Origin of the sequence: Pseudomonas sessilinigenes, assembly GCF_003850565.1 — a bacterium.
GTDB lineage: Bacteria > Pseudomonadota > Gammaproteobacteria > Pseudomonadales > Pseudomonadaceae > Aquipseudomonas > Aquipseudomonas sessilinigenes.
The window spans coordinates 6070714-6095515 of record NZ_CP027706.1; the positions used below are offsets into that span (position 1 = coordinate 6070714).

General features: G+C 64.9%; 18 protein-coding genes and 2 riboswitches. Of the genes, 8 read left to right on the forward strand and 10 right to left on the reverse strand.

Features of this window, described 5'->3' with window-relative positions; translation table 11 throughout:
- The 7 genes from C4K39_RS27750 to cobW form a co-directional block, all read right to left on the reverse strand.
- Nucleotides 1-1107 (reverse strand): tartrate dehydrogenase, encoded by a 1107-nt coding sequence (locus C4K39_RS27750; protein ID WP_124347960.1) that lies wholly within the window; start codon nt 1105-1107, stop codon nt 1-3.
- A 148-nt stretch (nt 1108-1255) separates the two neighbouring features.
- Nucleotides 1256-2170 (reverse strand): LysR family transcriptional regulator, encoded by a 915-nt coding sequence (locus tag C4K39_RS27755; RefSeq protein ID WP_124347961.1) that lies wholly within the window; start codon nt 2168-2170, stop codon nt 1256-1258.
- A gap of 92 nt (nt 2171-2262) precedes the next feature.
- Nucleotides 2263-3909: a phospholipase D-like domain-containing protein gene (locus tag C4K39_RS27760; RefSeq protein WP_124347962.1), complete on the reverse strand. Its 1647-nt coding sequence runs from the start codon at nt 3907-3909 to the stop codon at nt 2263-2265.
- Between the two features lie 167 nt (nt 3910-4076).
- Nucleotides 4077-4676, reverse strand: coding sequence for a vWA domain-containing protein (locus C4K39_RS27765; RefSeq protein WP_124347963.1), 600 nt, complete (start codon nt 4674-4676; stop codon nt 4077-4079).
- 53 nt (nt 4677-4729) lie between these two features.
- Nucleotides 4730-5740 carry a magnesium chelatase ATPase subunit I gene (locus C4K39_RS27770; protein WP_124347964.1) on the reverse strand — a complete coding sequence of 337 codons (1011 nt, stop codon included), beginning with the start codon at nt 5738-5740 and terminating at the stop codon, nt 4730-4732.
- Between the two features lie 241 nt (nt 5741-5981).
- Nucleotides 5982-9752 (reverse strand): cobaltochelatase subunit CobN, encoded by a 3771-nt coding sequence (gene cobN, locus C4K39_RS27775; protein ID WP_124347965.1) that lies wholly within the window; start codon nt 9750-9752, stop codon nt 5982-5984.
- A gap of 3 nt (nt 9753-9755) precedes the next feature.
- Complete coding sequence (gene cobW / locus C4K39_RS27780) at nt 9756-10823, reverse strand: cobalamin biosynthesis protein CobW (protein ID WP_068581490.1); 1068 nt, start codon at nt 10821-10823, stop codon at nt 9756-9758.
- Nucleotides 10824-10919: 96 nt separating this feature from the next.
- Nucleotides 10920-11129, reverse strand: a riboswitch (cobalamin riboswitch).
- Nucleotides 11130-11219: 90 nt separating this feature from the next.
- Nucleotides 11220-11443: riboswitch (cobalamin riboswitch) on the forward strand.
- A gap of 96 nt (nt 11444-11539) precedes the next feature.
- Between cobW and C4K39_RS27785 the strand changes: the two genes are divergently transcribed.
- The 4 genes from C4K39_RS27785 (at nt 11540) to cobM (ending at nt 13681) form a co-directional block, all read left to right on the forward strand.
- Nucleotides 11540-11728 carry a CbtB domain-containing protein gene (locus C4K39_RS27785; RefSeq protein ID WP_068581406.1) on the forward strand — a complete coding sequence of 63 codons (189 nt, stop codon included), beginning with the start codon at nt 11540-11542 and terminating at the stop codon, nt 11726-11728.
- A gap of 10 nt (nt 11729-11738) precedes the next feature.
- Entirely contained in the window at nt 11739-12443 is a 705-nt protein-coding gene (locus tag C4K39_RS27790; RefSeq protein WP_068581408.1) for a CbtA family protein, read from the forward strand.
- The gene (locus C4K39_RS27795) at nt 12440-12853 is read left to right on the forward strand and encodes a cobalamin biosynthesis protein (RefSeq protein WP_068581411.1); all 414 of its coding nucleotides are present in this window, start codon (nt 12440-12442) and stop codon (nt 12851-12853) included. The genes C4K39_RS27790 and C4K39_RS27795 overlap by 4 nt, the downstream gene beginning before the upstream one ends.
- Nucleotides 12854-12934: 81 nt before the next feature.
- The gene (gene cobM / locus C4K39_RS27800; protein ID WP_124347966.1) at nt 12935-13681 is read left to right on the forward strand and encodes a precorrin-4 C(11)-methyltransferase; all 747 of its coding nucleotides are present in this window, start codon (nt 12935-12937) and stop codon (nt 13679-13681) included.
- Nucleotides 13682-13749: 68 nt separating this feature from the next.
- Here the strand turns inward: cobM and nfuA are convergent, their stop codons facing one another.
- The gene (gene nfuA, locus C4K39_RS27805) at nt 13750-14334 is read right to left on the reverse strand and encodes a Fe-S biogenesis protein NfuA (RefSeq protein WP_047305029.1); all 585 of its coding nucleotides are present in this window, start codon (nt 14332-14334) and stop codon (nt 13750-13752) included.
- Between the two features lie 140 nt (nt 14335-14474).
- The gene (locus tag C4K39_RS27810) at nt 14475-16766 is read right to left on the reverse strand and encodes a fatty acid cis/trans isomerase (RefSeq protein WP_124347967.1); all 2292 of its coding nucleotides are present in this window, start codon (nt 16764-16766) and stop codon (nt 14475-14477) included.
- Between the two features lie 153 nt (nt 16767-16919).
- On the opposite strand from C4K39_RS27810, the gene metH reads away from it, so the two are divergent.
- Nucleotides 16920-20630 (forward strand): methionine synthase, encoded by a 3711-nt coding sequence (metH, locus tag C4K39_RS27815; RefSeq protein WP_124347968.1) that lies wholly within the window; start codon nt 16920-16922, stop codon nt 20628-20630.
- Between the two features lie 68 nt (nt 20631-20698).
- A complete protein-coding gene (locus C4K39_RS27820) occupies nt 20699-20917 on the forward strand; it encodes a DUF2970 domain-containing protein (protein WP_068581422.1) in 219 nt (72 codons plus the stop codon).
- Between the two features lie 4 nt (nt 20918-20921).
- Here C4K39_RS27820 and C4K39_RS27825 read toward each other — a convergent pair whose 3' ends face one another.
- Nucleotides 20922-22007, reverse strand: a complete 1086-nt coding sequence (locus C4K39_RS27825) for an ABC transporter substrate-binding protein (protein WP_124347969.1) — start codon at nt 22005-22007, stop codon at nt 20922-20924.
- A gap of 596 nt (nt 22008-22603) precedes the next feature.
- Here C4K39_RS27825 and C4K39_RS27830 point away from each other — a divergent pair.
- Nucleotides 22604-24262 carry a nitrite/sulfite reductase gene (locus C4K39_RS27830; RefSeq protein ID WP_068581428.1) on the forward strand — a complete coding sequence of 553 codons (1659 nt, stop codon included), beginning with the start codon at nt 22604-22606 and terminating at the stop codon, nt 24260-24262.
- Nucleotides 24246-24740 carry a DUF934 domain-containing protein gene (locus C4K39_RS27835; RefSeq protein ID WP_068581431.1) on the forward strand — a complete coding sequence of 165 codons (495 nt, stop codon included), beginning with the start codon at nt 24246-24248 and terminating at the stop codon, nt 24738-24740. The genes C4K39_RS27830 and C4K39_RS27835 overlap by 17 nt, the downstream gene beginning before the upstream one ends.
- Nucleotides 24741-24802: the final 62 nt, after the last annotated feature.

Sequence of the window (24802 nt, forward strand, 5' to 3'; positions counted from 1 at the left end):
TCAGCTCCCCTCCAGGCATTCGGCGATGGCACGCCCGACTTCCACGGTGCTGGCGGTACCGCCCATTTCCCGGGTACGCGGACCGTCTGCGAGTACGGTCTCGATACTCTGTACGACGGCGGCGGCCGCCCGTTGGTAAAGCTCGTCGCCCTGCCCCAGGTGCTCGATCATCAAAGCTGCCGACCAGATCTGGCCGATAGGGTTGGCTACGCCCAGCCCGGCGATGTCCGGCGCCGAGCCGTGCACGGGTTCGAACAGCGAGGGATACAGCCGCTCAGGGTTGAGGTTGGCCGAGGGGGCGATACCGATGGTGCCGGTACAGGCCGGGCCAAGATCGGAAAGGATGTCGCCGAACAGATTGGAGGCCACCACCACATCGAACCAGTCCGGATGCTGGACGAAGTGCGCGCAGAGGATATCGATATGGAACTTGCGGCTGGCGACCTCGGGATAGGCCTTGGCGATGGCGTCCAGGCGCTCGTCCCAAAACGGCATGGTGATGGCGATACCATTGGATTTGGTGGCCGCCACCAGGTTGCGCCGAGGCCGGCGGCTGGCCAGTTCGAAGGCGTACTTGAGCACCCGGTCGACGCCATGGCGGGAAAACACCGACTCCTGCAAGGCGATCTCCCGAGGCGTGCCCGGCCACATGCGCCCGCCGACACTGGAGTACTCGCCCTCGGTGTTCTCCCGCACCACGATGAAGTCGATGTCGCCCGGCACCCGCCCGGCCAGCGGACAGGGCACGCCGGGCATCAGGCGCACGGGGCGGATGTTGACGTACTGGTCGAACTGGCGACGGATCTTGAGCAGCGAGTCCCAGACCGCCACATGGTCGGGAACGATATCCGGGGCTCCCACGGCGCCGAAGAAGATCGCTTCGTGATTGCCGATCTGCTCGGACCAGTCCTCGGGCATCATGCTGCCGTGGGCCTGGTAGTGCTCGCTGCACCAGTTGAAATGATCGAAATGCCAGTCGATGCCGAAGCGCCGACCGACCGCATCGAGCACCCGCAGGCCTTCGGGCACCACTTCGCGGCCGATACCATCACCGGCGATCACCGCGATGCGGTGGACGGGTTTTACAGGGGGATTGATCCTGGACAAGCCATATCTCCTGGTCTGACGTGTTGTTGTTATCGAGGCAGGTCAAGCGGACAGGCGCGCCCATTCTGGCCACAGAGCCGGGCCAGTGGGAATTGCTCATTACGGAAACCGCCTTCGAAAAATTCGAAGGCCGGATGAGCGATTACTGCTACCGATCGCCCTCACGAGCCACTGCCCCGTCCTGCTGGAAGCCTGCCAGGTAGTCAAACAGGGCGTGACTGGCCAGGGACGGCGGCTCACGGCGGCGACACAAGTACATCTGGCGATCGGCCCAGGGGTCATCGATTTCGATAAAACGCAAGTCCATTTCCTTGCGGAAGATCTGTACCGCACCCTGGGGCAACACACCGACCCCCTGCCCTGCGGCAATCAGCCGGCACACGGCCTCGAAGCTGCGAACCTGCACCCGCAGGCGCAAGGGCATGCTCACGGCGGCAGCGGCCTCGGTAATCAGCGGGGTAATGGCGGCGTTGTCCTCCAGGCCGACGAAGTCGTAGCCCAACAGGTCCTCGAAACGTGCATGGCTCATCTTGAACGGATGCCCCTGGGGCACGATCAGGCACAGGCGGTCGCGACAATACGCCTTGAAATACAGGTCCCGCGCCTCAGGCAACGTGGTGACGATACCGACATCGGCCACCCCGTCACGCACGGCCAGGAGAATCTCGCGACTGCGCTCCTCGCGAATGTCGATGCGAATGCCAGGATGCAGCTCGCTCCATTGGGTCAGCTGCCTGGGCAGTTCCTGGCTCATGGCCGAGCTGTTGGCGTAGAGGCTGACCCGGCCCGTGGCCCCCTTGGCGAAGTCGGCAAGGTCGGCATGCATCACATCCACGGCCCGCAGGATGCTCCGCGCGTGATCGGCCAGGGCCTGGCCCGCTGGCGTGGGCTGCACCCCGGTGGACGTGCGCACCAGGAGCGCCACCTTGAAATGCTGCTCCAGCAAGGACAACCGGCGGCTGGCGGCCGACAGCGACAGATGCGACTGCTCGGCAGCCCGGGACAGGTTGCCCAGGGTCAGGGCCTTGAGGAACAACTCGATGGAGGTCAGGTCCGGAGACATGGCGGGGTCCTTGTGCGCAGTCGCTGAAACCTACGCAGTCACCCGCCGATGTGCAACCTGCGCAAGCTTCTCGCCAAGCTGGGCACCTTGCTTCAACGCCCGGAGAAGCGCAGGCGCGAGAGCATGCGCAAATCGCCTGCGAGGTAGTAATCGTTGCTCCAGCTATCGTCCGCCGCCAAGGGCTGGACCTGCTTGAGCGCCAGTTGCCTGGCAAAGTAGCGGAACCGGTAATGCTCGTAGAAACGCAGCAGTTCCAGGCCGTAGCGATCCGCCAGGTCGGTGTCGCCACGGATGATCAGGAAGTTCTCATCGTTGCTCTGGCTGGCGCCGACGCTGAGGTTGTGGCTGCCGCTGATGATCACCGGGGCGTCGCTGGTGAAGTCGGTGACCACCGCCTTGGTATGCACCAGCAAGTTGCCCTTCTGCCCCTTGAGGCCTTCCTTGAGCCAGCCTTCCAGGCCGTTGTTGAGCAACGCGGTGGCGGCGAACTCCGCCGTGCGGTCGGCATGGAAACCGGTGATGCGGCTGGCGGTGTTCTGCAGGCCATAGCGCAACACGTCGTCGTGGGGCTGGCCGAGCAAGGCATCGAGGATCCGGTCGGGCAAGGCGAAGGCGGTGACGAACAGCAAATCGCGACGGGCGCCGTTGATGATCCCCACGAACTCGTCGAGATCCCCCTGGCCACTGCGCGGGGAAAAACCGGCGAACAGCGCCGCCTCAGGCTGCATGGGGTTGGTCTGGGTCAACCATTTGCGAGTGGCACCGACATCCGCCGGGGCGGCCCAGATCTGCTCGAACACCTGTAGGTAGCGGTTGGCGATGCCCGGGTTGTCCAGGCAATGCAATACGTTGGCCTGGCGGTAGACACCGTTGCCCGTGAAGTTGGTGCTGCCACAGAGCACCGCGACGCTCTGGCGCCCACCGCCCTGCTCCAGGCGGCTGAGGACGATGAACTTGTCGTGGAAGATGGCATGGGTCACCCGTCCACGTTTGCTGTCTTCGGGCAGGTGCTGCAGGCTGGCCTGGTTCATCGTGGTGTCGGCATCGCCGGGGGCGGCGTGGTACAGCACCCGGACCTTGGCCCCGCGATCGAAGGCCGCGTTGACCGCATCGACAATAGCTGGCAACTGGTACTCGTAGATGGCGATATCCAGGCTCCAGCTGGCGTCGCTGGCACGTTGGATGAAACCCAGCAACTGCTCCAGCAGGCCGTTCTCCAGCCATTGCCGGGGCGCCTCTGGCCAGGCCTCGATGGGCAGGTTCTTGTTGGCGCTGAGCAAAGTGTCCAGTTCGGGAAACTTGCGCGAGAACGCCTGGCTAGCGGCCACTGCACGATTGAAGATCACCCGCTGCCCGGGAGGCTGGCCGTTGTCGGCGGTGATGCATAGCTGCAGCATTTCTCCCAGCTGCGGCGCGGCGGCGCTGCCATAGACCAGGTACACCCGATAGTTGAGGTTGGCGCCCGGGTTGACTGCATAGTCGGCCCAGCGGAACTTCTGCAATGGCGCCTGGTTGCTGGGCGTGGCGTTGTACTGGGGGAAGGTGTGCGTCTTGCCGGGGAAAGTCAGGCTATTGAACAGGAACAGCCAGGGTTTGCTGCCGGTCTGTTTTTCGATGGCGAAACCCAGCAAGCCCTGGCGCCGGCTGGCATCCAGGTCCATGGCCAGGAGCACGCCATTGGTGCCGGCGTAGGCCTTGACCCGAAAATCGTCCTTGTCGTTGTGCACCAGTACCCGCATGGCGTCGCTCCCCTTGATTGGCGCAGGCAGTGTAGCCGCTGCACCGGCTGCGCATGGCTCGATACGAGCCCTTGGAGCAACAGGTATATCGCGCTACCAAGCCTTGCGGCCGCTGCGCGCCCGTACGCAGCCTCGCCAGCTCGGCACGAGCCACAGGGTTTGGGACGCTACCGGTCGATATGGTGGTAGTCGGCGCCCAGGCGTTGCGCCAGTTCCCGGGCGCGACCGAGGCGGATCGGGCTGCGTTCGATATCCAGCAACAGGGTTGGACAATGCAGAGGGGCGACCGACGGCAAGGTTTTCAGGCGCCCGTCGGTGATCAGCAACACCCGCTGCTGCTCCGCCGGCCAGCGCCGTTGCCGCTGCTCCAACCACTGCCGGGCCTCGGCCAGGGCCTGGGGCAATGGCGTACCACCGCCGGCGCCCAGGCCATCGAGCCAGTGGCGCAGGTCCTTGGAAGCCTTGAGCCCCTGGACCTGCCAGCGGGGCGCACGACCGCTGGCGGTGAGCAAGGCCAGGCGCGCCCGTTGCCGGTAGGCATCGTCGAACAGTTGCGCCAGCAGGCCCTTGGCATCGCTCAGGGCATGGTGCCGGCGTGTCGAGGCCGAGGCGTCGACGATTACCAGCCACAACTCATGGGGCGTGCGACTGCGCAGTTGCCACAACAGGTCCTCGACCACGCGTGGGCGGCCCTTGAGCAAGGTGCCGGGCCAGTTGATGCGACCGCAACTCGCCGCCCGGCTGCGGCCTTGTCGTCCCTGGTCCAGGCGCCCCGGCCGGGGCTTGGCATCCGCCCCCAGGCCAGAGCGGGAACGGATGCCTAGGGCTTTTTTGGCCAGCTGGGCACTTCGCGCCGGACGCCGGTGGGCAGTGCCTGGGCCGGCATGTCACCCCATTGGCCCGCGCCTTCGCTGGCCTCGCGCTGCGCCCCGGACTGCTGCGGTACCGGCGACTGGGGCTGCTGCGCCGGTGCGGCAGGCGCCTGTCCACGGCGATGGCGCAAGGCGAATTCCGCCACCGCGTCGATATCGTCCTCGGTGATGGCCGAAGCGCCACGCCAGGCGGCATGGGCCCGGGCGGCCCGCAACCAGACCAGGTCGGCACGCAGGCCATCGACCCCGGCAGCGAAGCAACGCTCGGTGATCTGCGCCAGGGCCTGGTCATCCAGGGCGATACCTTCCAGCAGCGTCCGCGCCTGCTGGCAGCGCTGGCGCAGTTCGGCCTGGGCCTGGGCCCATTGGTTGCAGAACCCCTGCGGGTCGCTATCGAAATCCAGGCGCCGGCGGATGATCTGCCCGCGTTCCTGGGGCAGGACCTGGCCGCTCAAGGCCACGTTGAGACCGAAGCGGTCCAGCAGTTGCGGGCGCAACTCGCCCTCCTCCGGGTTCATGGTGCCGATCAGCACGAACTTCGCCGAATGCCGATGGGAAATGCCATCGCGCTCGATGAGGTTGGTGCCACTGGCCGCCACGTCCAGCAGCAAGTCCACCAGATGGTCGGGCAGCAGGTTGACCTCATCGACATACAACACCCCGCCGTCGGCCTTGGCCAGAACGCCCGGGGAGAACTGCGCCCGCCCCTCGCCCAGGGCTGCATCCAGGTCCAGGGTACCCACCAGCCGCTCTTCGCTGGCCCCCAGGGGCAAGGTGACGAACTGCCCGCTGGCCAGCAAATCCGCCAGTCCCCGGGCGAGGGTCGACTTGGCCATGCCCCGTGGCCCCTCGATCAACACGCCACCGATCTTCGGGTCGATGGCGGTCAGGCACAGGGCCAGCTTCAAGGCATCGGCGCCGACCACGGCCGACAAGGGGAAATGCGGGGTGTCGCTCATCTGGGGTTCTCGCTTGGGTCTGGGTGTCCCGAAGGACGATTTCGCGAGCCGTCTCGCGATCGAGTGCGCAGCATTCGCCGCCTCAGGGCACCTCTAAAAACGTAGGCGAGGCAGTCAGCGCAAGGCAAAAACAGGCGAAAAAGCGCCGTTTACAAGGGGTCAATGTGTATTTTGACCGGGCTGGCGCACCAGCCTGTTTTTAACGCAGCGATGACAACGCAGGTAGTTTTTAAAGGTGCCCTCAGGAGTCTTCTTCTATATCCAGCAGCAGATGCTCCAGGGCCTCGCGATAGGCTCCGGGCTCCTGCCACAGGCCGCGCTGCTGGGCCTCCAGCAAACGCTCGGTCATATCGCGCAAGGCGTGGGGATTATGCTGGCGAACGAACTCGCGGGTCGAGTCGTCCAGCAGGTAGGCATCGGCCAGCAAGGCGTACTGGTGGTCGTCGATCAGTTCGGTGGTGGCATCGAAGGCGAACAGGTTGTCCAGGGTCGCAGCCATTTCGAAAGCCCCCTTGTAACCGTGGCGCTTGACCCCCTCGATCCATTTCGGGTTGACCGCCCGGGAACGGATCACCCGGTTGAGCTCTTCCTTGAGGCTGCGGATCTTCGGCAGGTCGGGCTGGCTGTGATCACCGTGGTAGCTGGCGACCTTGGCCCCGCCCAGGCTTTCCACCGCCGCCAGCATGCCGCCCTGGAACTGGTAGTAGTCGTTGGAATCCAGCAGGTCGTGCTCGCGGTTGTCCTGGTTCTGCACCACCGCCTGGACCCGGCCCAGGCGAGCGGCGAACTGCTCGCGGGCGGCGGTGCCTTCATCGCTGCCGCCGTAGGCGTAGCCGCCCCAGTTGAGGTAGACCTCGGCCAGGTCCTCGCGGCTCTGCCACAACCGGCCATCGATGGCGCCCTGGACCCCGGCACCATAGGCCCCGGGCTTGGCCCCAAAGACCCGCCAGCCGGCCTGGCGCGCCGCCGCTTCCGGGTCCAGGCCGCTAGCCTGCAAGGCTTCGCGTTCGGCACGGACCCTGGCTGCCAGGGGGTTCATGTCGGCTGGCTCGTCCAGGGCCGCCACCGCCTGCACCGCCGCGTCGAACAGGCGGATGAGGTTGGCGAAGGCGTCGCGGAAGAACCCGGAAATCCGCAAGGTCACATCGACCCGGGGCCGATCCAGCAGGCTCAGGGGCAGGATCTCGAAGTCGTCGACCCGCTGACTGCCAGTGGCCCAGACGGGCCGCACGCCCATCAGCGCCATGGCCTGGGCGATATCGTCGCCACCGGTGCGCATGGTGGCCGTGCCCCAGACCGACAAGCCCAGTTGCAGCAGGTGATCGCCGTGATCCTGCAGGTGGCGCTCGAGGATCAGGTTGGCCGACTGGAAACCGATGCGCCAGGCAGTGGTGGTGGGCAGGTTGCGCACATCCACCGAATAGAAATTGCGCCCGGTGGGCAGCACGTCCAGGCGTCCGCGACTGGGCGCGCCGCTGGGGCCCGCCGGCACGAAGCGGCCTTGCAGGGCATCGAGCAGGCCGCGCATCTCCGCCGGGCCGCAGGCATCCAAGCGCGGCGCCACTACCTCGCGCAAGCCCTCGATGATGCTGCGCACCGGCTCCCAGCCGGCTTCGTCCAGTTGCGCCACCGGGCCTTGCAAGGCTGCCTCGATCAAGCACCCGGCGTAGATTTCCAGACGTTCACGCACATCGCCAGCGGTGCGCCACAAAGCATCGCTGAGCTGTTGCAGGGGCTGTGGGCGCCGCCCGGTCCAGGGTTCGGCCAGGGCGCAATCCAGCGGATCGAACCCCAACTCGAAGGCCTTGGCCAGGGCCCGCAACAGGCTGGCGTGGGCGCCCTTGCCATCGCCCCGGGGGATGCGCAGCAGGGCCAGCAACGTATCGATGCGCAAGCGCCCTTCTGGCGATTCGCCGAACACATGCAGGCCGTCGCGGATCTGCGATTCCTTGAGATCGCACAGGTAGGTGTCCAGCCGTGGCAGCCAGAGCGCCGCATCGGCCTCGCCCTCCAGCGGCCCGTCCAGTTGCAGCTCGCGGTCGATCTGGGTCTCGCGCACCAGGCGCAGGATGTCCCGCTGCAGCTCCCGGGCGCGGCGCGGGTCGAGCAACTGGGCCTCGTAGTATTCGTCGGCCAGCAGCTCCAGGTTACGCAGCGGGCCGTAGGTCTCGGCACGAGTCAGGGGCGGCATCAAGTGATCGATGATCACCGCCTGGGTCCGGCGCTTGGCCTGGGCGCCCTCCCCTGGATCGTTGACGATGAACGGGTAGATGTTCGGCAGCGGCCCCAGCAGCGCATCCGGCCAGCAGTGGGCCGACAGGCCGACGCCCTTGCCCGGCAGCCACTCAAGGTTGCCGTGCTTGCCGACGTGGATCACTGCGTGGGCGCCGTAGACCTGGCGCAGCCAGAAATAGAACGCCAGGTAGGCATGGGGCGGCACCAGGTCCGGGTCGTGGTACGCCGCGCTGGGGTCGACCTGGTAACCCCGGGCCGGCTGGATGCCGATGAAGGTCAGGCCCAGGCGCAGGCCAGCGACCATCAGCCGCCCGTTGCGGAACATCGGGTCCTGCTCCGGGGCGCCCCAGCGCTCCAGCACCGCTTGACGATTGGCCTCGGGCAGTGCCTGGAACAGGTGCTGGTAGTCGTCCAGGGCCAGGCTCTGCTGGCAAGGGCGCAGGTCGAGGCTGTCCAGATCGTTGCTGACGCCACCGAGCAATTGCTGGATCAGCTCGGTGCCGCTGGCCGGCAGCTCGTCAGGCAGCGGATAACCCTCGGCCTGCAAGGCCTTGAGAATGTTCAGCGCCGCCGCCGGGGTATCCAGGCCCACGCCGTTGCCGATGCGCCCGTCGCGGGTCGGGTAGTTGGCCAGGACCAGGGCGATGCGTTTTTGGTGGTTGTCCAGGCGGCCCAGCTCGACCCAGTTGCTTGCCAGCCGGGCGACGAAGTCCATGCGCTCGGGCTGGCCGCGGTAGCAGACCACGTCCGACTGGCTGCGCTCGCTGCGCCAGGCCAGGTCCTTGAAGCTGATGGGCCGGCTGATGATTCGTCCATCCAGTTCGGGCAAGGCGATGTGCATGGCCAGGTCCCGTGGGCCCAGGCCTTGTTCGCTGGCCTGCCAGCCCGGCTCGTTGTCCTGGGCGCAGATGGCCTGGATCACCGGGATGTCGCGGCGAAACGGCCGCAGGTGTGGCGCCTCGGGGCTGGACTGGGCAAAACCGGTGGTGTTGAGGATCACTCCGGCGCCGGTCTCATCCAGCCAGTCTTCCACCTGTGCCAGGCAGCCGGGCTCCTTGAGACTGGCCACGGCGATCGGCAAGGGGTTGAGACCGGCAGTCGCAAGGCGCTGGCAGAACAGGTCGATGAATGCGGTGTTGGCCGCCTGCAAGTGCGAGCGATAGAACAGCAGCGCCGCCACCGCCTGGCCGGGCTGCCAGTGGGCCTGCCAATCCGCCAGGCTGGCCTGGCTCCTGGCCGGGTGATAGAGCGCGGTGCGCGGCAGCACCTGCGGTTCGCTCCAGGGGTAGTCGCGCCCCAGCAAGCCGCTCAGGCAGCGGTAGAAATTCAACGCATTTTCTCGCCCGCCCTGGCGCAGGAACTGCCACAGGCGGTCGCGCTCCACGGCCGACACCGTGCTCAGGTCGCTGAGCTCCGGGTCGGGCCGATCGTCCCCTGGCACCAGGATCAGTTGCACCCCGCGCCGGGACAGCTCCACCAATTGCTCGACGCCATAACGCCAGTAGGCGATGCCGCCGTGCAGGGAAATCAGGATGACCTTGGCATGGCGCAGCACCTGGTCGACGTACAGGTCCACCGAGGCGTGGTTCTGCACCTGCATCGGGTTGGCCAGGCGAAAACTGGGGTAGTCCGCTGGCAACTGCTCGGCGGCCTCGGCCAGCAGCGCCAGGCTGGAGTCGCCGCTGCACAGGATCACCAGCTCGGCGGGGGTTTGTCCAAGGTCGGCGATGTTGTCATCCGACACGAATCCGCCGGGCTGGGTCCTGAGCAGGTGCATGGGTCAGGCGCCCAGGGCGGCGCGCAGTTGCGCTTCCAGCTGGGTTGCGTCCAATTCCTGGCCGATCAGCACCAGGCGGGTGATACGCTTTTCATCGGCGCCCCACTTGCGGTCGAAGTGCTTGTCGAAACGGGTACCCACGCCCTGGAGCAGCAGGCGCATCGGCTTGCCGGGGATTGCCGCAAAACCCTTGACCCGCAGGATGCCGTGCTTGACCACCAGTTGGGTCAGGGCATCGAGCAGCAGGCTTTCGTCGGCCTCGGGCAGCTCGATGGAGATCGAGTCGAAGGCGTCGTGGTCATGGTCGTCATGATCGTCGCTGTCATGGTGATGGTCGTGATGACTGTGGCGGCTGTCGATGTGCTCCTCGGAGCCGGCACCCACGCCCAGCAGCACGTCCAGGGGCAGGCGCCCGCTGCTGGCCTCGATCACCTTGACCGCCGGCGGTAGCTCCTCGGCCACTTCCAGGCGGACCTTGGCCAGGTCGGCCGGATCAATCAGGTCGGTCTTGTTGAGGATCACCAGGTCGGCGCTGGACAGCTGGTCGGCGAACAGCTCGTGCAGCGGCGACTCATGGTCCAGGTTGGGGTCGAGCTTGCGCTGGGCGTCCACCTGGTCCGGGAAGGCGGCGAAGGTGCCGGCGGCCACGGCCGGGCTGTCGACCACGGTGATCACCGCATCGACGGTGCAGGCGCTGCGGATTTCCGGCCACTGGAAGGCTTGCACCAGGGGCTTGGGCAGGGCCAGGCCGCTGGTTTCGATGAGGATATGGTCCAGGTCGCCACGACGGGCCACCAGTTCGCGCATCACCGGGAAGAACTCTTCCTGCACGGTGCAGCACAGGCAGCCGTTGGCCAGCTCATAGACCCGGCCACTGGCTTCTTCTTCGGTGCAGCCGATGGAACACTGCTTGAGGATCTCGCCGTCGATGCCCAGCTCGCCGAATTCATTGACGATCACCGCGATACGACGGCCCTGGGCGTTGTCCAGCATGTGCCGCAGCAAGGTGGTCTTGCCCGAGCCCAGGAAGCCGGTGACGATGGTGACGGGAAGTTTGGCCAGTGTTTTCATCGGATGCCCTTTGGCGAAGGTGGCGGGCATACGGGACGAGAGGCACGGCACAAGGCCCGCGCTGATTTCGCCACCGGATCACCCCGCCCGGTTGTAGTGAGAATCATCTTCGAGGCAGGTCTCCTGGCTGGGGGCCTGCCAGTTGGACTGACAGTTCCTGCGCCTTCCCGCCAGCGTCCTGGACGCCCATGCAGTGGCTTTGCAGAAAATCGAACCCTTCACAGTTGCGGGGGCAGCCGCGGCTTCTACCGCGTTCCCGTCTTAGCTTCGACCGCTGGCCGAAGAACCTCGAACGCGCAAGGCTACGCAGAGCGCGGAAAGCGGTCAATGTGCATGTGGCTTCGGGGTGGCTTCGGGTCGCAGTTGGCGATTGACGGCGCCCCTTGCCCATGATTTGCTACACAACTTGTTACGGGTGCCCTTCACAGGGTGAAACGGGAAACCGGTGAATCACGCGCTTGCCAGCCGTGACCAGTCCGGTGCTGCCCCCGCAACGGTAAGCGAGCGAAGTGTCAGATCCACTGTGCCCCCGGGCATGGGAAGGCGACACTTGTCGGCAGGGCACAAAACCGCCCCAGCCCCTCGCGAGCCCGGAGACCGGCCCGCAATACACGAATAACAAACCCGCGGTGGGCGGGCGCTGTTGCAAACCCTGCGTGAACGCCACGCGGGGTTTTCCTGCGCCGCTTCCCGCTGACAAACCAAGGGAACGCGCCATGTCGACCATCAGCAGCACCAGCCATTCCGCCAGCAGCACCACCACCCTGAGCCAGCGCCTGGTAGCCGCCATCGGCGCCTCGATCCTCGGCGCCTGCCTGGTGTACTTCGCCGGTTTCTCGCACATCGAGGCGGTACACAACGCCGCCCACGACACCCGCCACAGCGCCGCCTTCCCTTGCCACTGAGACCCGCCCCATGATCAAGCGTATCGCGCAAACCGCGGGCTTCACCGGGCTGCTGGCCGCCCTGCTGCTGACCCTGCTGCAAAGCTTCTGGGTCGCCCCGTTGATCCTGCAGGCGGAAACCTACGAGAAGGCCCCAGCCACCGAGGCAGTCCATGAACACGCCCCCGGCGCCATGGCTGGCCACGTCCACGACGAAGAAGCCTGGGAACCGGAAGACGGCTGGCAGCGAGTGCTGTCCACCACGGGCGGCAACCTGGTGGTCGCCGTCGGCTTCGCCCTGATGCTGGCAGGCCTCTACACCTTGCGCGCGCCCAGCCGCACCTCCCAGGGCCTGCTCTGGGGCCTGGCCGGTTATGCCACCTTTTGCCTGGCCCCTACCCTGGGCCTGCCACCGGAACTGCCCGGCACGGCAGCGGCCGACCTGGTACAGCGGCAGATCTGGTGGGTCGGCGCCGCTGCCTCGACCGCAGTGGGCCTGGCCCTGATCGTGTTCGCCGGCAACTGGCTGCTGAAGTTGCTGGGCGCGGCCATCATCGCCGTGCCCCATGTGATCGGAGCGCCGCAGCCGGAAGTGCACTCGATGCTGGCTCCCGAGGCGCTGGAGGCGCAGTTCAAGATCGCCTCGCAGCTGACCAACGCGGCCTTCTGGCTGGCCCTGGGCCTGATCAGTGCCTGGTTGTTCCGACGCAAGGGCGGGGACGGCTATTCGGCATGACGGCCTGGCGCGCAGGGCCGACCCTGGTGGTCGGCCTGGGCTGCCAGAAAGGCTGCCCGGCAAGCGTCCTGCGCGCCCTGTTGGACCAGGTGCTGCAAGCCCATCAGCTGGATAAGGGGCAACTTCGGGCCCTGGCCAGCATCGACCTGAAACGCAGCGAACCCGGGCTGCTGCAACTGGCGGAACAACTGGCCCTGCCATTGACCTGCTTCAGCAGCAGGCAACTGGCGCCTTATGCTTCGCGCCTGAGCCACCGTTCACAGATCGCGTTCGAGCACACCGGCTGCTATGGCGTGGCGGAAAGCGCCGCCCTGGCCATGGCTGAATACCTGCAAACAGGGCCGGCACAGTTGCTGGTACCACGACAAAAAAGCGCCCAGGCAACCCTGGCCTTGGCTGTTTGCCCGTAGAACCCCGATAATCCCCGCCCTCGATCATGAGCAATCTTCATCTGAAGCCCTGCTCCGACCTCTTTTTCACAGGACACAGCCATGACCGTCTACTTCATCGGTGCCGGCCCCGGCGACCCGGATCTGATCACCGTCAAGGGCCAGCGCCTGATCCATCGCTGCCCGGTGATCATCTATGCCGGTTCGCTGGTCCCCCAGGCGGTGCTCGAAGGGCATAGCGCGGTACGGGTGATCAACAGCGCCGAATTGCACCTGGAACAGATCATCCAGGCCATCCGCGAAGCCCATGCCCAGGGCCAGGATGTGGCCCGGGTGCACTCCGGCGACCCAAGCCTGTACGGCGCCATCGGCGAGCAGATCCGCTGCCTGCGGGAGCTGGAGATTCCGTTCGAGATCGTCCCCGGGGTTACCGCCACCGCTGCCTGCGCCGCGCTGCTGGGAGCGGAGCTGACCTTGCCCGACGTCTCCCAGAGCGTGATCCTCACCCGCTATGCGGACAAGACCAGCATGCCCGCCGGAGAAGAATTCGCCAGCCTCGCGGCCCACGGCGCCACCATGGCCATCCACCTGGGGGTCAACCACATGGAGCGGATCGTCGCCGAGCTGCTCCCCCACTACGGCGCCGACTGCCCCATCGCAGTGGTGCACCGGGCCACCTGGCCGGACCAGGACTGGGTACTGGGAACCCTGGCGGACATCGCCGCCAAGGTGGCCGCCAAGGGCTTCCGGCGCACCGCGCTGATCCTGGTGGGCCGGGTGCTGGCCAGCGATGCCTTCAGTGAGTCGTCGCTGTACCGCGCCGGCCACGCCCACCTCTATCGGCCCTGACGGCCTGGTTCCAGGCATAAAAAAACGGCGCTCACGGTGCGCCGTTTTTTTGTGTCGCAGCGAACGCCTTAGTAGTAGGCGTTTTCTTTCTGCGTGTGGTCGGTGACGTCGCGCACGCCCTTGAGTTCAGGGATACGCTCGAGCAGGGTGCGCTCGATACCTTCCTTCAAGGTCACGTCCGCCTGGCCGCAGCCCTGGCAGCCGCCGCCGAATTGCAGCACGGCGATGCCGTCATCGACCACGTCGATCAGGCTGACCTGGCCGCCGTGGCTGGCCAGCCCCGGATTGATCTCGGTTTGCAGGTAATAGTTGATGCGCTCGTTGATCGGGCTGTCGGCATTGACCATCGGTACCTTGGCGTTTGGAGCCTTGATAGTCAGTTGCCCACCCATGCGATCGGTGGCGTAGTCGACGACCGCATCATCGAGGAAACCTTCACTGAAGGCGTCGATGTAGGCGGTGAAGCTCTTGAGACCCAGGGCCTTGTCCTCGGGCTTTTCCTCGCCCGGCTTGCAATAGGCGATGCAAGTCTCGGCGTACTGGGTCCCTGGTTGGGTGATGAAGATGCGGATGCCGATCCCGGGAGTGTTCTGCTTGGACAGCAGATCAGCCAGATAATCGTGGGCGGCGTCGGTAATGGTTATGGCGCTCATGGTGGTTCCTCGCAGACGTGGGCGCAGTTTACGCCAATCGATGCTGCTGAAAAAGTCCTAGTGTTTTTGTCAGGATAGACCTTGGTATAAGGCATCCCCGGGACGCCAAGGGTCGGCCCGGGGCGCACGAATGCTCTAGCTCAAAGGTTTTCGTAGCGGTTCATGTCCATGACCCCCGCCTCCACCGGGTCGGTTTCCTTCAAATAGCGGGTCTGGTCGTGGAAGTACTGCCAGAACTGCGGGTGGCTGCGACGAATCCCCCAGCGTTCGACGATCTTCTCGAAGCCCTCGGCGTCCCTGGCCTCTTGCATGGCCGCAACGAACTCAGGCACCTGGGTGGATGGGATATCGAAGATGAAATTCGGGTAGCTGCTGAGGATACCCGGGAAGATCGTCAGGGTGTCCAGGCCCGGCTGGTAACGCAGCGACTCGCCGAGCATGAAGGCCACGTTACTGTGGGCGCGGTTGCGCAGCATGCTGTAGAACTCGCGCTTGCCACCAGGCGTCTGCACCCTCAGCAAGGTAGCCTCGGGCAACTGCTCGATGACCTTGAGCCCTGCCGCCGGCCGCGACGCCAGGCGGCTCAGGGCCTGTTCGGCATCTTGCAGGGCCGGGTCGATGTTGGGCCGCGAGCAATAGGCGCTGTCACAACGGTTGATCGGGTCAGGCTTGGCATTGAGCTCGCCATAGCGAACCAGCAACTGGTTGGCAAAGTCCTTTTTCGGCTCCTTCAGGTCCAATTTCAGGGCACTGCGCTTGCTGTCGTCGATGGACTCATAATCCAGCCACATCTTGAACTTGCCGCTGTTCTGGTACCAATCGTCGAGGAAATCCTCACGGGTACCGGCGGGCATCAGGCGCAGGAAGTTCTGCTCGGCGCCGTTGCGGATCAAGTCGAAGTACAGCCGGGTCTGGGCCTGGTGCGAAACGTTGCCGAATACGTCGAAGTTCACCGCCAGCTGGTAATAAGTGCGCTCCAGCAACGGATAGTCGAACAGCCACATCGTCTGCGGAATCTCGCCGATCAGGCCCTTGGTCACCGAGGCGCTGTCGAAGTGGCGAAAGATGCTCAACAGCGCGTTGTCGTTGCCGGCCCACAGGGTCGACCAGCTGGGCGCCGGGGCCTCGGCGTAGGAGTCACGGCGCAGGGCCTCATACTCGTTGCGCTTGTCGCGGTAGGCCAACCACAGGCTGAGCACGCTGCCGACATCGTCGTTCTGCCCGGGCATCGCCAGCAAGGGCGTGGCCTGGCCACGATAGGCCGGGTCGGTGATGTACAGGTCATGCTCCGGGGCCTGGAACAGGGCCCAGAAGTTGTCGCGGATCACGTCGGTGGCGATCTGCCCGCGGCATACCGGGCCACGGATGAAGGTCCGCACGAAGTACTCGGCATTATCCAGCATGAACTGGTAGCGGGCCTTGGCCGGGATCGCCTCGAAGGTCTCGAACGGATTGGCCCGGCGTCCGGGCCCATAACCCGGCAACGCGCTGACCTGCCAATCGCCGCTGTAGAACAGGGTCTTGACCCGGGCCAGCTTCGCCGCGCCCAGCGGGTAGGTGATGTGGGTCTTGTGCACGATCACCCCCTGCACCGGCCACAGGCGGTAGTACACCTGGGTGCCCGGGTCGTCGTTGGGGCGCCGGGTATTGATCAGGTCGATGGGCTGGCCAGTGGGGGTACGCGAGCGCACCCACTGGAAGAAATGCCCAGGCTCACCGCCTTCGAAATAGATGTGCGCCAGGAACCAATGCTCGTAGAGCCAACGCGCCACCAGGCTCTCCCGAGCACCGGGGGCGTTGAGCAGGTTTTCCCACTGGACCACCTGCAGGCTTTCCCGGGCGCTGGGGGCCAGGGCCTGCTCGTCGATCGGTGCCCCGGAAGCCAACCAGCGCTGTAGCGTCTGGTACTGCTGGTTGGTCAAGCCAGTGACCGCCAGGGGCATGCCTTCCTTGGGATGGGCCCCGGCATAACCGTCGAACTCGGCCGGCTGCGGGCACATGTTCTCCCGGTTCAGGCCCAGGACGATCTCACTGGGCAGCTTGGCATTGGGTTGCAGCGGCGTACGGTGCCCCAACTCCAGCATCCGCGCCATCAGCGCCGCCTGGCTGCCCTGGGCATCGAGCACCGAATAGAACCCGCGGCTCTGCCAGGCCGCCTTGCCGCTGGCATCGTAGAACAGCCGGGTCGGGTCCTGGGCCTTGCTCCGCTCACCGTCGTATACCGGCGCCTTCGAGGCGCCACGGGCAGCCCCTTCACCGCTGCCCAGGTTGAGTTGGCAGGCCGAGTCGTAGCAGGCATGGCAAGCCACGCACTTCTCGGTAAAGATCGGCTGGATGTCGCGGGTATAGGAGATCGCCGGCGCCGGACCTTGTGCCATACACAGTGAACTCAATAGCAGCAGCACGCTGCTGACGGCAAAACGATACGGCATGTCCCTGGTCCCGAAAGTAAAAACGTCGCGATTCTACCGGTCCGCTCGGCGAACCAACATGAACGATATTCATGCAAAACCTGCGCATGCCGCAAAACCATGCAGGTTTGCTATGCTCCACGCCCTTCGTAATGGCCTTTCCAGGTAGTCCCCATGTCTGACCGCAGTGCTCGCCTCCACGCTCTCCAGCAAGCCCTCAAGGAGCGCATCCTGATCCTCGATGGTGGCATGGGCACCATGATCCAGAGCTACAAGCTCGAGGAGCAGGACTACCGCGGTGAGCGCTTCGCCGACTGGCCCAGCGACGTCAAGGGCAACAACGACCTGCTGGTACTGACCCGTCCGGACGTGATCGGCGCCATCGAGAAAGCCTACCTGGACGCCGGGGCCGACATCCTCGAGACCAACACCTTCAACGCCACCCAGGTGTCCCAGGCCGACTACGGCATGGAGGCGCTGGTCTACGAACTGAACGTAGAAGGTGCCCGCGTGGCCCGCAAGGTCGCCGACGCGAAAACCCTGGAGACCCCGGATAAGCCGCGCTTCGTCGCCGGCGTCCTGGGCCCTACCAGCCGCACCTGCTCGATCTCCCCCGACGTCAACGATCCGGGCTATCGCAACGTCACTTTCGACGAGCTGGTGAGCAACTACACCGAGGCTACTCGCGGCCTGATCGAGGGCGGCGCCGACCTGATCCTGATCGAGACCATCTTCGACACCCTCAACGCCAAGGCGGCGATCTTTGCCGTGCAGCAGGTGTTCGAGGAGGACGACGTCGAACTGCCGATCATGATCTCCGGCACCATCACCGACGCCTCCGGCCGTACCCTGTCGGGCCAGACCACCGAGGCGTTCTGGAACTCGGTGCGCCACGCCAACCCGATCTCGGTGGGCCTGAACTGCGCCCTGGGCGCCAAGGACCTGCGCCCCTACCTGGAAGAGCTGTCGACCAAGGCCGACACCCATGTCTCGGCCCACCCCAACGCCGGCCTGCCCAACGCCTTCGGCGAATACGACGAGACCCCGGCGGAAATGGCCGCGGTGGTCGAGGAGTTCGCCGCCAGCGGCTTTCTCAACATCATCGGCGGCTGCTGCGGCACCACCCCACCGCATATCCAGGCCATCGCCGAGGCCGTGGCCAAACACAAGCCGCGGGCAATCCCGGACATTCCCAAGGCTTGCCGCCTGTCGGGCCTGGAGCCGTTCACCATCGATCGCCAGTCGTTGTTCGTCAACGTCGGCGAGCGCACCAACATCACCGGCTCCGCCAAGTTCGCCCGGCTGATCCGCGAAGAGAACTACACCGAGGCCCTGGAAGTCGCCCTGCAGCAGGTCGAGGCCGGCGCCCAGGTGATCGACATCAACATGGACGAAGGGATGCTCGACTCCCGGGCCGCCATGGTCCGCTTCCTCAACCTGATCGCCGGTGAGCCGGACATCTCCCGGGTGCCGATCATGATCGACTCCTCCAAGTGGGAAGTGATCGAAGCGGGCCTCAAGTGCATCCAGGGCAAGGGCATCGTCAACTCGATCTCGATGAAGGAAGGCGTCGAGCAGTTCAAGCATCACGCGCGCCTGTGCAAGCGCTACGGAGCCGCCGTGGTGGTGATGGCCTTCGACGAGGTCGGCCAGGCCGACACCGCCGCGCGCAAGCGCGAGATCTGCCAGCGCAGCTACGACATCCTGGTCAATGAAGTGGGCTTCCCACCGGAAGACATCATCTTCGACCCGAACATCTTCGCCGTGGCCACTGGTATCGAAGAGCACAACAACTACGCCGTGGACTTCATCGAAGCCTGCGCCTACATCCGCGACCACCTGCCCTATGCCCTGTCGAGCGGCGGGGTGTCCAACGTGTCGTTCTCGTTCCGTGGCAACAACCCGGTGCGCGAGGCGATCCACTCGGTATTCCTCTACCACGCGATCCAGAACGGCCTGACCATGGGCATCGTCAACGCCGGCCAGCTGGAGATCTACGACGAGATCCCACCGGCCCTGCGCGACAAGGTCGAGGACGTGGTGCTCAACCGCACCCCGGAAGGCACCGACGCCTTGCTGGCCATCGCCGACGACTACAAGGGCGGCGGCGCCAGCAAGGAAGTCGAGGACGAGGCCTGGCGTTCGCTGCCGGTGGGCAAGCGCCTGGAGCACGCGCTGGTCAAGGGCATCACCGCCCATATCGTCGAGGACACCGAGGAGTGCCGCCAGCAGTGCGCACGGCCGATCGAGGTCATCGAAGGCCCGCTGATGAGCGGCATGAACGTGGTTGGCGACCTGTTCGGCGCCGGCAAGATGTTCCTGCCCCAGGTGGTCAAGTCGGCCCGGGTGATGAAACAGGCCGTGGCCCACCTGATTCCGTTCATCGAAGCCGAGAAAGGCGACAAGCCCGAGGCCAAGGGCAAGATCCTCATGGCCACGGTCAAGGGCGACGTGCACGACATCGGCAAGAACATCGTCGGCGTGGTCCTGGGCTGCAACGGCTACGACATCGTCGACCTGGGCGTGATGGTGCCGGCGGAGAAGATCCTGCAGACCGCTCGCGATGAGAAGTGCGACATCATCGGCCTGTCCGGCCTGATCACCCCGTCGCTGGACGAGATGGTCCACGTCGCCCGCGAGATGCAGCGCCAGGATTTCCACCTGCCGTTGATGATCGGTGGCGCCACCACCTCCAAGGCCCACACCGCGGTGAAGATCGAACCCAAGTACAGCAACGACGCGGTGATCTACGTCACCGACGCCTCCCGCGCCGTGGGCGTGGCCACCCAGCTGCTGTCCAAGGAGCTCAAGCCCGGCTTCGTCGACAAGACCCGCCAGGAATACGTGGAAGTGCGCGAGCGCACCGCCAACCGCAGCGCCCGCACCGAGCGCCTGAGCTACGCCCAGGCCGTGGCCGCCAAGCCGCAATATGACTGGGCGGCCTACCAGGCCACGGTCCCCTCCTTCACTGGCGTGAAGATGCTCGACAACATCGACCTGCGCGAGCTGGCCGAGTACATCGACTGGACGCCGTTCTTCATCTCCTGGGACCTGGCCGGCAAATTCCCGCGCATCCTCGAGGACGAAGTGGTGGGCGAAGCCGCCACCGCGCTGTACCAGGACGCCCGCGAAATGCTCGACAAGCTGATCGACGAGAAGCTGATCAGTGCCCGGGCGATCTTCGGTTTCTGGCCAGCCAACCAGGTTGCGCATGACGATATCGAGGTCTATGGCGAAAACGGCCAGACCCTGGCCACCCTGCACCACCTGCGCCAGCAGACCATCAAGCCCGACGGCAAGCCCAATCTGTCCCTGGCCGACTTCGTCGCGCCCAAGGACAGCGGCGTGACCGACTACATCGGCGGTTTCATCACCACCGCCGGCATCGGGGCCGAGGAAGTGGCCAAGGCCTACCAGGACAAGGGCGACGACTACAGCTCGATCATGGTCAAGGCCCTGGCCGACCGCCTGGCCGAAGCCTGTGCCGAGTGGCTGCACGAACAGGTGCGTAAAGAACACTGGGGCTACGCCAAGGATGAACACCTGGACAACGAGGCGCTGATCAAGGAGCAGTACAGCGGCATCCGCCCTGCCCCGGGCTATCCGGCGTGCCCGGACCACACCGAGAAGAGCACCCTGTTCGCCCTGCTCGATCCCGAGGCCAGCGAAGGCAAGGCCGGCCGTAGCGGCGTGTTCCTCACCGAGCACTTCGCGATGTTCCCGGCGGCCGCTGTCAGCGGCTGGTACTTCGCCCACCCGCAGGCGCAGTACTTTGCCGTGGGCAAGGTCGACAAGGACCAGGTGCAGAGCTACACCCAGCGCAAGGGCCAGGAACTGGCGGTGAGCGAGCGCTGGCTGGCCCCCAACCTGGGCTACGACAACTAGGAGCGAGCCGGCTCCCTTGCCTGGACATTGTCTATGCTCTGTTGACACCCAACCGTGTCGAGGGATTTATGGACGATCCAAGCAACAGCCGGCCACCCACCTTCCTGCAAATGCTGCAAAGCGTTCTGGCAGCAGCCTTCGGCGTACAGAGCGGGAAAAACCGCGCCCGCGACTTCAGCCACGGCAAGCCCAGCCACTTCATCGCGCTGGGCATCCTGTTCACCACGCTGTTCGTCCTGGTACTACTGGGCATCGCCAAGCTGGCGATGCACCTGGCGGGTGTCTGATCATCTAGCGCCGCAGCAATTGCAAGCCGAAGGGGTAGCGATAGCCTGCCGGCTTGCCCTGCGCGGACAAGGCACGAAAGTCCACGCCCGTCCCGGCCTGGTTGCCCAGGCGCAGCAATTGCTGGGCCTGGGTCCGGGTCAGGGGTTGTAACAGCGGCAGGCGCCAGTCCGGCCCGCCCAGGAGCCGGGGATCGATCCCCAACGCGTCATCGTGCAGTGCCACCAGGGCCCAGCCACCCAGGGTGAAGTGCCCGGCGACCAGCACCGACAACTGTCCATCGATCAATGCCTGCAAAGCCTCGGGCGAGCTGTTGAGGCCGCTGAACAACAGGTCCTTGCCCGGCTTGAGCCCCAGTTCACGGGCGGCATCCATGGCCCCCAAGGCCATTTCATCGTTGGCCGACCAGACCAGCCGGGTCTGCGGATAGCGACGCAACAGTTGCTGCGCCTGGCGATAGGCGCGCTCCCGTGCCCACTCGCCATAAACCAGCTGGCGCAAATGCACCTGCGGGAATTCGGCCAGGGCCCGACGCAGCCCCTGCTCGCGCAGTTGCGCCGAGGGCGTGACCTTCAACCCGGAGAAAGCCAGGAGTTCGATGCTCTGCCCGTCCGCCACTGGCCCGTGCTGGCGCAAGAGTTCCTTGAGCATCAGGTAGCCAGCTTCTTCATCGTTGCCCAGCATGCTGCCGATCCAGTCGGAGTACTTGTGCCGGCTCTGGCTGATCAGGTCGCGCTGGTCCTGGGTCAGCGCGCTGTTGACGATGAACAGCTTGATCCCGGTACCCTGGGAAAGCCGCAGGATCTGCGGTGCGATGTACTGCTCGTTCACCAGCATCAGGTAGTCGGGCTTATGCGCCCCGCGGATCACTTCCCGGGCTTGCTCCAGGGTCCTGCCAGCGTCGCGCTCGGCATAGAGAATGCGCAGGTCCATGCCCAGGTTCTTGGCGGCGATCTGCATGAAATGCGAATAGCTGACCCAGAAGGTCTCCGTGGAATTGCCGGGATTGAGAAACACCACTGATGTGGCCTGAGCCAGGGTCCAGAACGGCAGGCTCAACCACAACACACACTTGCACAACAACTTGAACATCACGAAAAGAGCCCCAGAATTATCCCAGGCAGTATAACTGGCAAAATACTGGCCAACGGCGGCAAATTGTCCCGATTGTCCGACAACCCAGGCTCTTTGTTATCGCCTTGCTATTGGTGGCTGACCCAAAACACGGCCGTACCCACGACCAGTATGATCAGAAAGAGAATGGCCCAAGCATCAACGGTACTGTCGTTTTTCCTGGCTTTGGTTGGATGGCTCATAGCATCGCCTCTAGTAGATTTTATCGGTGACTGCTCAAAGACACGTCCACAGTTAAGCCCATGATTTCCCACACCTCAAATGTGGATACTGATAAAGGCTCTTCGTTAGTCATTTTGGTTCTTTACATATACTCAAACATCACTTTTGCGCATAACTGCAAACTGGTATCGTTCGGCGGCTCCGATCGGAGTGCGCGGCCGTGCGCGCAGATTTGCTTACGTGGGTAGCGTTGAGCATCAACGAAGGCAGAACGAGATGAACCCGGTGACCCGCCGCTATCGACGTCAGTCGCAACGGCCTGATGAACCTGTTCACCGCAGTATTTGCCGAGTGTGCCTTCAAGCCGCCTGTAGCCTGAGAACTGGACCTATATGTACGTATACGACGAGTACGATCAGCGGATCATCGAGGACCGCGTCAAGCAGTTCCGTGATCAGACCCGACGCTATCTGGCAGGTGAGCTGAGCGAAGAAGAATTCCGCCCCCTGCGCCTGCAGAACGGGCTTTACATCCAACGCTTTGCCCCGATGCTGCGGGTCGCCGTGCCCTATGGCCAGTTGAACTCGCGCCAGGCACGGATGATGGCCAAGATCGCCCGCGACTACGACAAGGGCTACGCGCACATCAGCACCCGGCAGAACGTGCAGTTCAACTGGCCGGCCCTGGAAGACGTGCCGGAGATCCTGGCCGAGCTGGCCACCGTGCAGATGCACGCCATCCAGACCAGCGGCAACTGCCTGCGCAACGTCACCACCGACCAGTTCGCCGGCGTCGCTGCCGACGAGCTGGTGGACCCGCGCCCCTGGTGCGAGATCGTCCGCCAGTGGACCACCTTCCACCCCGAATTCGCCTACCTGCCGCGCAAGTTCAAGATCGCCATCAATGGCTCGACCGCTGACCGCGCAGCCATCGAGGTACACGACATCGGCCTGGAGCCGCACTACAACGCCGCCGGCGAGCTGGGCTTCCGGGTGCTGGTGGGCGGTGGCCTGGGCCGGACCCCAGTGGTCGGCGCCTTCATCAATGAGTTCCTGCCCTGGCAGGATCTCCTGAGCTACCTCGACGCCATCCTGCGGGTCTACAACCGCTACGGCCGGCGCGACAACAAGTACAAGGCGCGGATCAAGATCCTGGTCAAGGCCCTGACCCCCGAAGTGTTCGCCGAGAAGGTCGATGCCGAGATGGTCCACCTGCGTGGCGGCCAGACCACCCTGACCGAGGCCGAAGTGCATCGCGTGGCCCGGCACTTCGTCGATCCGGACTACAAGGCCCTGGACAACCAGGATGCCGCCCTCGCCGCCCTGGACCAGGAGCACCCGGGTTTCGCCCGCTGGCGCACCCGCAACACCCTGGCCCACAAGAAGCCGGGCTACGTGGCCGTGAGCCTGTCGCTCAAGCCCACCGGCGTGGCCCCGGGCGATGTCACCGACAAGCAGTTCGATGCCATCGCCGACCTGGCCGACCGCTACAGCTTCGGCTTGCTGCGCACTTCCCACGAGCAGAACGTGATCCTCGCCGACGTCGAGCAGAGCCAGCTGTTCACCCTGTGGGGCGAGCTGCGGGAAAACGGTTTCGCCACCCCGAACATCGGCCTGCTGACCGACATCATCTGCTGCCCTGGCGGTGATTTCTGCTCCCTGGCCAACGCCAAGTCGATCCCGATCGCCGAATCCATCCAGCGCCGTTTCGACGACCTGGACTACCTGTTCGACATCGGCGAGCTGGACCTGAACATCTCCGGTTGCATGAACGCTTGCGGCCACCACCACGTGGGCCACATCGGCATCCTCGGCGTCGACAAGAAAGGCGAGGAGTTCTACCAGGTCTCCCTGGGCGGCAGCGCCAGCCGCGACGCCAGCCTGGGCAAGATCCTCGGCCCGTCCTTCGCCCAGGACGACATGCCCGATGTGATCTCCAAGCTGATCGACGTGTACGTGGAGCAACGCACCGAAGACGAGCGTTTCATCGACACTTACCAACGTATTGGCATCGACCTCTTCAAGGAGCGCGTCTATGCAGCGAATCATTAAGAACAACGAGGTCGTCGACGAAACCTGGCACCTGCTGCCCAAGGACGCGACCCTCGACGGCATCTCCAACTGCGACGACCTAATCGTGCCGCTGGCCCTGTGGCGCGATCACGGCCACGCGCTCAAGGCCCGTGACGGCGGCCTGGGCATTTGGCTGGACGCAGACGAAGAAGCCGAAGAAATCGGCGACGATGTCCACAACTTCCAGGTGATTGCCTTGAACTTCCCGGCCTTCACCGACGGCCGCAACTACTCCAACGCCCGCCTGCTGCGTGATCGCTATGGCTACAAGGGCGAGCTGCGGGCCATCGGCGACGTGCTGCGCGACCAGCTGTTCTACCTGCAACGCTGTGGCTTCGACGCCTACGCGCTGCGGGCCGACAAGGACCCCTACGAAGCCCTGGAAAGCCTCAAGGACTTCTCGGTGACCTACCAGGCCTCCACCGACCAGCCACTGCCGCTGTTCCGCCGCCGCTAAGCGTCGCGCCAACAAAAAGCCCTGGACCGGTTTCCCGCTCCAGGGCTTTTTTGTATCTGGCG

What these genes read in the sequence shown, in the direction of transcription:
- C4K39_RS27830 (WP_068581428.1), top strand. Translation starts at nt 22,604, where the DNA reads ATGTACGTATACGACGAGTACGATCAGCGGATCATCGAGGACCGCGTC.
- cobW (WP_068581490.1), bottom strand. Translation starts at nt 10,823, where the DNA reads ATGAAAACACTGGCCAAACTTCCCGTCACCATCGTCACCGGCTTCCTG.
- C4K39_RS27825 (WP_124347969.1), bottom strand. Translation starts at nt 22,007, where the DNA reads ATGTTCAAGTTGTTGTGCAAGTGTGTGTTGTGGTTGAGCCTGCCGTTC.
- C4K39_RS27760 (WP_124347962.1), bottom strand. Translation starts at nt 3,909, where the DNA reads ATGCGGGTACTGGTGCACAACGACAAGGACGATTTTCGGGTCAAGGCC.
- cobM (WP_124347966.1), top strand. Translation starts at nt 12,935, where the DNA reads ATGACCGTCTACTTCATCGGTGCCGGCCCCGGCGACCCGGATCTGATC.
- C4K39_RS27835 (WP_068581431.1), top strand. Translation starts at nt 24,246, where the DNA reads ATGCAGCGAATCATTAAGAACAACGAGGTCGTCGACGAAACCTGGCAC.
- C4K39_RS27795 (WP_068581411.1), top strand. Translation starts at nt 12,440, where the DNA reads ATGACGGCCTGGCGCGCAGGGCCGACCCTGGTGGTCGGCCTGGGCTGC.
- metH (WP_124347968.1), top strand. Translation starts at nt 16,920, where the DNA reads ATGTCTGACCGCAGTGCTCGCCTCCACGCTCTCCAGCAAGCCCTCAAG.
- C4K39_RS27810 (WP_124347967.1), bottom strand. Translation starts at nt 16,766, where the DNA reads ATGCCGTATCGTTTTGCCGTCAGCAGCGTGCTGCTGCTATTGAGTTCA.
- C4K39_RS27755 (WP_124347961.1), bottom strand. Translation starts at nt 2,170, where the DNA reads ATGTCTCCGGACCTGACCTCCATCGAGTTGTTCCTCAAGGCCCTGACC.
- C4K39_RS27770 (WP_124347964.1), bottom strand. Translation starts at nt 5,740, where the DNA reads ATGAGCGACACCCCGCATTTCCCCTTGTCGGCCGTGGTCGGCGCCGAT.
- C4K39_RS27785 (WP_068581406.1), top strand. Translation starts at nt 11,540, where the DNA reads ATGTCGACCATCAGCAGCACCAGCCATTCCGCCAGCAGCACCACCACC.
- nfuA (WP_047305029.1), bottom strand. Translation starts at nt 14,334, where the DNA reads ATGAGCGCCATAACCATTACCGACGCCGCCCACGATTATCTGGCTGAT.
- C4K39_RS27820 (WP_068581422.1), top strand. Translation starts at nt 20,699, where the DNA reads ATGGACGATCCAAGCAACAGCCGGCCACCCACCTTCCTGCAAATGCTG.
- C4K39_RS27790 (WP_068581408.1), top strand. Translation starts at nt 11,739, where the DNA reads ATGATCAAGCGTATCGCGCAAACCGCGGGCTTCACCGGGCTGCTGGCC.
- cobN (WP_124347965.1), bottom strand. Translation starts at nt 9,752, where the DNA reads ATGCACCTGCTCAGGACCCAGCCCGGCGGATTCGTGTCGGATGACAAC.